Annotated in this window: 5 protein-coding genes and 1 pseudogene; all 6 read left to right on the forward strand. The window is 54.5% G+C overall.

What is annotated here, in order from left to right; genetic code table 11:
* Positions 1–302 precede the first annotated feature (302 nt).
* Positions 303–1,403, forward strand: a complete 1,101-nt coding sequence (gene coxB / locus ACILQA_RS09760; RefSeq protein ID WP_395629518.1) for a cytochrome c oxidase subunit II — start codon at positions 303–305, stop codon at positions 1,401–1,403.
* A 13-nt stretch (positions 1,404–1,416) separates the two neighbouring features.
* Entirely contained in the window at positions 1,417–3,084 is a 1,668-nt protein-coding gene (gene ctaD, locus ACILQA_RS09765) for a cytochrome c oxidase subunit I (RefSeq protein ID WP_395629519.1), read from the forward strand.
* A 48-nt stretch (positions 3,085–3,132) separates the two neighbouring features.
* Entirely contained in the window at positions 3,133–4,038 is a 906-nt protein-coding gene (locus ACILQA_RS09770) for a heme o synthase (protein WP_395629520.1), read from the forward strand.
* Positions 4,035–4,190 (forward strand): hypothetical protein, encoded by a 156-nt coding sequence (locus ACILQA_RS09775; protein ID WP_395629521.1) that lies wholly within the window; start codon positions 4,035–4,037, stop codon positions 4,188–4,190. The genes ACILQA_RS09770 and ACILQA_RS09775 overlap by 4 nt, the downstream gene beginning before the upstream one ends.
* On the forward strand, positions 4,190–4,756 hold the full coding sequence (locus ACILQA_RS09780) for a cytochrome c oxidase assembly protein (RefSeq protein ID WP_395629522.1): 567 nt from the start codon (positions 4,190–4,192) through the stop codon (positions 4,754–4,756). Before ACILQA_RS09775 ends, ACILQA_RS09780 begins: the two co-directional genes overlap by 1 nt.
* A gap of 37 nt (positions 4,757–4,793) precedes the next feature.
* Positions 4,794–4,893, forward strand: a pseudogene (locus ACILQA_RS09785) (cytochrome c oxidase subunit 3); the annotation flags it as partial.

Genomic DNA, 4,893 nt, shown 5'->3' on the forward strand with positions numbered 1-4,893 from the left:
GACGACAGCAGGAAATGTCCTTCGAGCAGTGCGTCGACGCTACGGAATTCAGATAATATTTCATCTTCGGTCATGATGGGGAGATTTTTCCTGGCTGGCGAATGTTGTGTTTTGCATCTTCCGTTTAGCGGATTGCAACGCAAATAGGTAGAAGAGTGGAGCAATTAAATGCTAAAAATCATTAATCGACCGCTTGAGGGTTCAGATAAGCGCGCCTATAGGTCGCGCGAGTCCGACCTTCCAGCGGGGGGTCAGGCCTACGCAATATTTCTGCGTCGCACCAAGAATACGGGGCTAAATTGATGATTATGTTGAAGAAATTTCTGGTTGTAATGGCTGCCATGGCAATGCCGTCATTGGCATTGGCGCAACCTGCGAATCCCGCGCCTGCGCCAGTCACGAAAGAAGTGGCTGCGCCGGTTGTCGCAACACCCGCCGCAGCAGCACCTGTTGCCGCTGAAGCAGAAGCAGCGCCAGCCGCCGCTGCGCCAAAATCGATGGATGGTTCGCTTCCTGGCTACACGCCGCTGCGTCCTGACTATGCCAACAGCGTCGGTATGCCGAAGCCGAAGGAAGTCGATTTTCAGGAACAGTTCACCGAGAACGGCCAATATGCGAAATGGATTAACAACGCCATTTTGCTGCCAATTATCACGATCATTTCGCTCTTCGTTCTCGGCTTGCTGCTTTGGGTGATCGTGCGGTTCAATCGCCGCGCAAACCCCGTCCCTTCAAAGACGACGCACAATACCTTCATTGAGGTTGTTTGGACGTTGGTTCCAGTCCTCATCCTTCTCGGCATTGCTTACCCATCGCTCGACTTGCTTGCCAAGCAGTTCAAGCCAGCACCGGCAGACGCCGTGACCATTAAGGCAACTGGCTATCAATGGTATTGGGGTTACACTTATCCTGACCATGGCGGCTTTGAAGTTGTGTCCAACATGCTCAAAGAGCAGGGCGACGCTGCCAAGGGTGAGCGCTTCCGTACTGAAAATGACGGCCCCAAGCTGCTGGCCGTAGACAATCGTATGGTTGTGCCAGCCGGCGTTCCGCTTCGCATTCAGACAACCGCTGCAGACGTCATCCACGCTTTTGCGGTACCATCGCTGTGGTTCAAGCTTGATGCCGTCCCTGGCCGCTTGAATGAAAAGTCGCTGACGATCACGAAGCCGGGCGTCTATTTTGGACAATGTTCGGAGCTGTGCGGTGCACGGCATGCGTTCATGCCCATCGTTGTAGAGGCCCTGCCGCCAGAAAAGTTTGCTGCATGGGTTAAGGCGCAAGGCGGCACGATGCCCGGCGCTGAAAAGCCAGCACCAGCAGCACCAGCCGTAGCTGCCCCTGCAGCCGCTGCACCAACCACTGACCCAGTCGCTGCCCCTGCCGCAGCGCCAACCAAGTAAAAAGGCCAGACTGATGACCACGATTGCCGCAACAGGTACAGACCTCCACGCGCATGACCATCATGACGCGGATCACAAGCCAGGCTTCTTCGCGCGCTGGTTTATGTCGACTAACCACAAGGATATCGGCACGCTCTATTTGATCTTTGCGATTTTCGCAGGGATCATCGGCGGCGCGATTTCGGGCCTTATGCGCGTTGAACTTGCTGCGCCGGGTATCCAGTATCTTCAGGGCTGGGCATCCATGATGGCCGGCAAGGAAGCGTCGTTGGACGAAGCCTATCATATGTGGAACGTGCTGATCACCGCCCATGGCCTGATCATGGTGTTCTTCATGGTCATGCCAGCCATCATCGGTGGTTTCGGCAACTGGTTCGTGCCGCTCATGATTGGTGCGCCAGACATGGCGTTCCCACGTATGAACAATGTCAGCTTCTGGCTGACGGTTGTTGCGTTCATCATGTTGCTGGGTTCCAGCTTCGTACCTGGTGGTACAGGACTTGGCGCCGGTACAGGCTGGACGGTGTACGCGCCGCTTTCGACGTCCGGTTCCGTTGGACCTGCGGTCGATATGGCGATCTTCTCGCTTCACCTTGCAGGTGCGGCATCGATCCTGGGTGCGATCAACTTCATCACGACCATCTTCAACATGCGCGCGCCCGGCATGACGCTGCATAAAATGCCGCTGTTTGTCTGGTCCGTGCTTGTGACCGCATTCCTTCTGTTGCTCGCATTGCCCGTATTGGCTGCGGCCATCACGATGCTTTTGGTTGACCGTAACTTTGGCGGCGCATTCTTTGATGCGGCTGCCGGCGGTGACCCTGTATTGTATCAGCATCTGTTCTGGTTCTTCGGACATCCTGAAGTGTACATCATGATCTTGCCAGGCTTTGGCATCATCAGCCAGATCGTTGCGACGTTCAGCCGCAAGCCTGTCTTCGGTTATCTCGGCATGGCTTATGCCATGGTCGCAATCGGTGTCGTTGGCTTCGTCGTTTGGGCGCACCACATGTTCACCACGGGCATGAGCGTTGACATGAAGATGTACTTCACCGCGGCAACGATGGTGATTGCGGTGCCAACCGGCATTAAGATCTTCAGCTGGATCGCCACCATGTGGGGCGGTTCGGTCAGCTTCAAAACGCCAATGGTTTGGGCAATGGGCTTCATCTTCATGTTCACCGTTGGTGGCGTGACGGGTGTTGTGCTCGCCAATGGTGGTCTCGACGACAATTTGCACGACACATATTATGTTGTCGCCCACTTCCATTATGTGTTGTCGCTTGGTGCGGTCTTCTCGCTCTTCGCCGGCTTCTATTACTGGTTTGGGAAGATGTCGGGTCGTCATCTGAACGAATTTTTGGGCCATCTGCACTTCTGGGTGTTCTTCATTGGCGTGAACGTCTTGTTCTTCCCAATGCACTTCCTCGGAAACTCCGGCATGCCACGTCGTTACCCCGATTATCCAGAGGCATTTGCCTATTGGAACGGCGTTGCGTCGATGGGCTATGCCATCATGGGTGTGGGTATCCTGATATTCTTCGTCAACGTGATCTGGTCTTTGCTGGCCGGTCGCCGCGCAGAAGACAATTATTGGGGTGAAGGCGCGACAACGCTTGAGTGGACGTTGACGAGCCCTCCACCATATCACCAGTTCGAAACGCTGCCGGTTATCAAGTAACCGGCGGCGGTTCGCCGCTTCAAAGCTTTAAGGCGTTTGGATACGGACATGACAACCGCAGCGCGCGACATATTGATGCCCGCCGAATGGCGTGACTTCTGGGCTTTAACCAAGCCCAGAGTTATGTCGCTTGTCGTATTCACCGCCTTATGTGGTCTGCTGGCCGCGCCTGGCAATATCCACCCCATTATCGCCTTTACGGCAGTGCTGTGCATTGCATTGGGCGCTGGTGCATGTGGTTCGCTGAACCAGTGGTACGAAGCTGATGTCGACGCCAAAATGGCCCGGACAGCACAGCGGCCATTGCCCGCCGGCCGAATGGATCGTGAGGCAGCGTTGCACTTCGGCGTTGGCCTTGCTGCCTTTTCCGTTGGCATCATGGGTGTTGCGGTAAACTGGCTGTCGGCAGGCTTGCTGGCGTTTTCGATATTCTTTTATTCCATCGTCTACACAATCTGGCTTAAGCCCAACACGCCACAAAATATCGTTATCGGCGGCGCCGCAGGCGCATTTCCGCCGGTCATTGGATGGGCCGCCGTCACCGGAGATGTGACTTTCCTGCCGGTCTTGCTCTTCACCATCATCTTCTTGTGGACCCCGCCGCATTTTTGGGCGTTGGCGCTGTTTATGAAGACCGATTATGGCGCAGCGGGCATTCCGATGCTGCCAAATGTGAAGGGTCAGCGCGTTACGCGTAACCAGATATTTGGCTATAGCTTCCCCATGGCGGGCGCAGCGATATTGCCGTTCATCTTGGGCGATAGCGGCTGGCTATATGGTGCGACTTCGGTGTTGTTGAGCGGGCTATTCCTTATCCTTGCATTCCGTGTTTGGCAAAATGAAGCAACCGATGCCGCCGCGATGAAGCCGGAGAAGCAGCTTTTCGCTTTCTCCATCCTATATCTGTTTCTTTTGTTCGCTCTGTTCGCAATTGACCGTATGGTGATCGCATGACCCAGTCTGACCAATCGCCGTATACCGCCGAAGAAACCGCGCTTATCCGCAAACGCCAAGCGGCGCGCTCGCGTGTTATGGGCATTGCCCTTGTTGGCTTGTGCATATTGTTCTTCCTGATCACAGTCGTAAAAGTCGGAGTCTGGGGCTGATGGCTATATCGAACGCAAAAACTGGTTTTTTGGCAGGCGCACTTGCCATTTCGATGGTTGGCGTAGGCTTTGCAGCTGTTCCGCTCTATCGCCTGTTTTGTCAGGTGACGGGGTTCGGTGGCACAACGATGCGGGTTGATGCTGCGCAAGCGGCGACAGTGTCCGCTACGAACAAATCCATCGTCATCCGGTTTGACGCCAATCATCGCGGCGACTTGCCTTGGGAATTCAAGCCGGAACGCCCGACCGACACGGTCAGCATTGGCGCGAAGGATATGTCGGTATATTTGGCAAAAAATATGTCGAGCGAAGCGGTGACGGGGACGGCAACGTTTAACGTCACGCCGGCGCTGGCTGGCAAATATTTCAACAAAATACAGTGTTTTTGCTTCACCGAACAAACACTTAAGCCCGGTGAACAAGTTAGAATGCCGGTCCTATATTATGTCGATCCAAAGATCATGACCGATCCAGAGACCAAGGACATTGAAGAAATTACACTTAGCTACACATTCTACCCAGTGGAAAAGCCAAACACGGTGGACCCACAGGCGAACGGAAGCTAAGGCAAACTTACCACGTTAAGACTACAGGGAATTGACCATGGCGGGTGCCAAAAATCACGATTATCATATTCTGCCGCCGAGCATCACACCCATCTTGGGTTCGTTCTCGGCCCTGACGATGTTCTTCGGCCTCGTGA

Source organism: Sphingorhabdus sp. (genome assembly GCF_044239005.1).
Lineage (GTDB): Bacteria > Pseudomonadota > Alphaproteobacteria > Sphingomonadales > Sphingomonadaceae > Sphingorhabdus_B.

What these genes read in the sequence shown, in the direction of transcription:
- coxB (WP_395629518.1), top strand. Translation starts at nt 303, where the DNA reads ATGATTATGTTGAAGAAATTTCTGGTTGTAATGGCTGCCATGGCAATG.
- ctaD (WP_395629519.1), top strand. Translation starts at nt 1,417, where the DNA reads ATGACCACGATTGCCGCAACAGGTACAGACCTCCACGCGCATGACCAT.
- ACILQA_RS09770 (WP_395629520.1), top strand. Translation starts at nt 3,133, where the DNA reads ATGACAACCGCAGCGCGCGACATATTGATGCCCGCCGAATGGCGTGAC.
- ACILQA_RS09775 (WP_395629521.1), top strand. Translation starts at nt 4,035, where the DNA reads ATGACCCAGTCTGACCAATCGCCGTATACCGCCGAAGAAACCGCGCTT.
- ACILQA_RS09780 (WP_395629522.1), top strand. Translation starts at nt 4,190, where the DNA reads ATGGCTATATCGAACGCAAAAACTGGTTTTTTGGCAGGCGCACTTGCC.